The organism is Actinomycetota bacterium (assembly GCA_012837825.1).
In the GTDB taxonomy this organism is placed as follows: domain Bacteria; phylum Actinomycetota; class Humimicrobiia; order Humimicrobiales; family Humimicrobiaceae; genus Humimicrobium.
The window spans coordinates 1-1,609 of sequence record DUQM01000096.1; the positions used below are offsets into that span (position 1 = coordinate 1).

2 protein-coding genes are annotated in these 1,609 nt (G+C 34.7%); both read left to right on the forward strand.

The annotated features are described in order from the left end of the window. Positions 1–18: 18 nt before the first annotated feature. Positions 19–1,179: a hypothetical protein gene (locus tag GXZ93_07410; GenBank protein ID HHT79600.1), complete on the forward strand. Its 1,161-nt coding sequence runs from the start codon at positions 19–21 to the stop codon at positions 1,177–1,179. A 148-nt stretch (positions 1,180–1,327) separates the two neighbouring features. Next, positions 1,328–1,609: AAA family ATPase (locus tag GXZ93_07415; protein ID HHT79601.1), on the forward strand; the 282-nt coding region annotated here is incomplete at its 3' end.

Sequence of the window (1,609 nt, forward strand, 5' to 3'; positions counted from 1 at the left end):
GGGTTTTTAGCATGCTTTATGCTGTCAGATAAAGTAAATGTTATTACAAAATATTATGGTGAAAATAGAGCTAACAAAATTGAATTTGAAAAAAGTAGTGAATATATTTGCTTGACGTATGAAGATGTACCACGTTCGCAGGGAACGGAAATAATTCTTGATTATGATCAATTTATTTCCGTCTTTGGGAATAGTCAAGATAATGTAGAAGTTTTTATAAAGAAAAATTTTATTGATTGCCAAATTCCCATAAGTTTAATAAGCTCAAAAGACGGGAAAACAACTCCTAAAGTTATAGAACTTCAGCAATTTGGCTCAATATATCCTGAAAGCATAAGACTAGATAAGTATTTTGATGGAATTCAAGTGGCTTTAAACTTCAATTATAAAGGCATTACATACTGGAAAAATTTCTCTGATATATATGCTGATGAAAGTTTTATATATCATGAAGCCAGAAATGAGATCTTGCCAGAGCAAGATGTAAGCTCTCCTGTCTTATTAAAAGAATATATCAAAGATGGTACAATTAAGTTTTTACGTCTACCTATAATAGCGTCATCTGAAGAAGATGATTTCGAAAAAGCATATGACGTTTTAGAAGACTTTGATGCCGCTTTGGGTAAAATCAATTATGAAAATGCAAACATTATAGCAGCCAATACAGCATTATATAACGATTCTGTGCTAATCGACAATGGCTATGATCGTATCGTTGGGAATTACACTTTATCAGACTTTAGAAGGCAGGTTGGACATTCCAGTAACGCTCCAACATATACTTTTTTAGAAGAAAAGAAGGTTATTCACGGTACTGGCGATAAAATTCTTCCTTACAATACGGATATCGGATTTAAGGGTATGTACTGGTTTAATTATACGGACTTTATATACATTAAGAATGTTTTAATTTCAGGCGCTAGGATCAAAATTCCCTTTCTGGTTGAAGGAATAGAATTAAAGGGGCTAGTTGTAAATGTTACAAATAAGAAAATAATTCCTAATGTGTCAAGAAACAATATTAGTGAGCAGCAAGGCAAAGAACTTTCATATGCGATAGGGAAAGCAATGCATATGTGGATTTATGAAAACGGAAATTTAGATATCGAGGAAAAGGAGCTATTGAAAAAATTTATTTTTACGTGCTACCCAGAGGATAATAGTTTGCTTAAAAAATGATGCTTATATTTTTATTATGAATAACTCTATCATTTAATGTAATGAAAAGAGGATGCAGCTTTTGTCTGTATTCTTTTTTTCATATATATGCCGTTTGTTTTATTTCAAATAAAGCAAGCGGCTTTTTGCGTGAAAGGAGGAGTTTTAAGTGTCAAAAGTAATCGCCCTTGCTAATCAGAAGGGTGGCACAGGCAAAACGACCACAACAGTTAATCTTGGCATCGGTCTTGCTGCACAAGGTAAGAAGGTGCTCCTGGTAGACGCTGACGCGCAGGGTAATCTGACGGATTCACTGGGTTACCAGGAACCAGACAATCTGCCCGTTTCATTGGCCACTATCCTTACTAAAATCATGATGGAGGAACCGTACAACGCAGATGAAGGCATCCTTCATCATGCGGAAGGTGTGGATCTTATGCCGGGCAATATA

Coding starts and splice junctions, on each gene's coding strand:
- GXZ93_07410 (HHT79600.1), top strand. CDS start 19: ATGCTGTCAGATAAAGTAAATGTTATTACAAAATATTATGGTGAAAAT.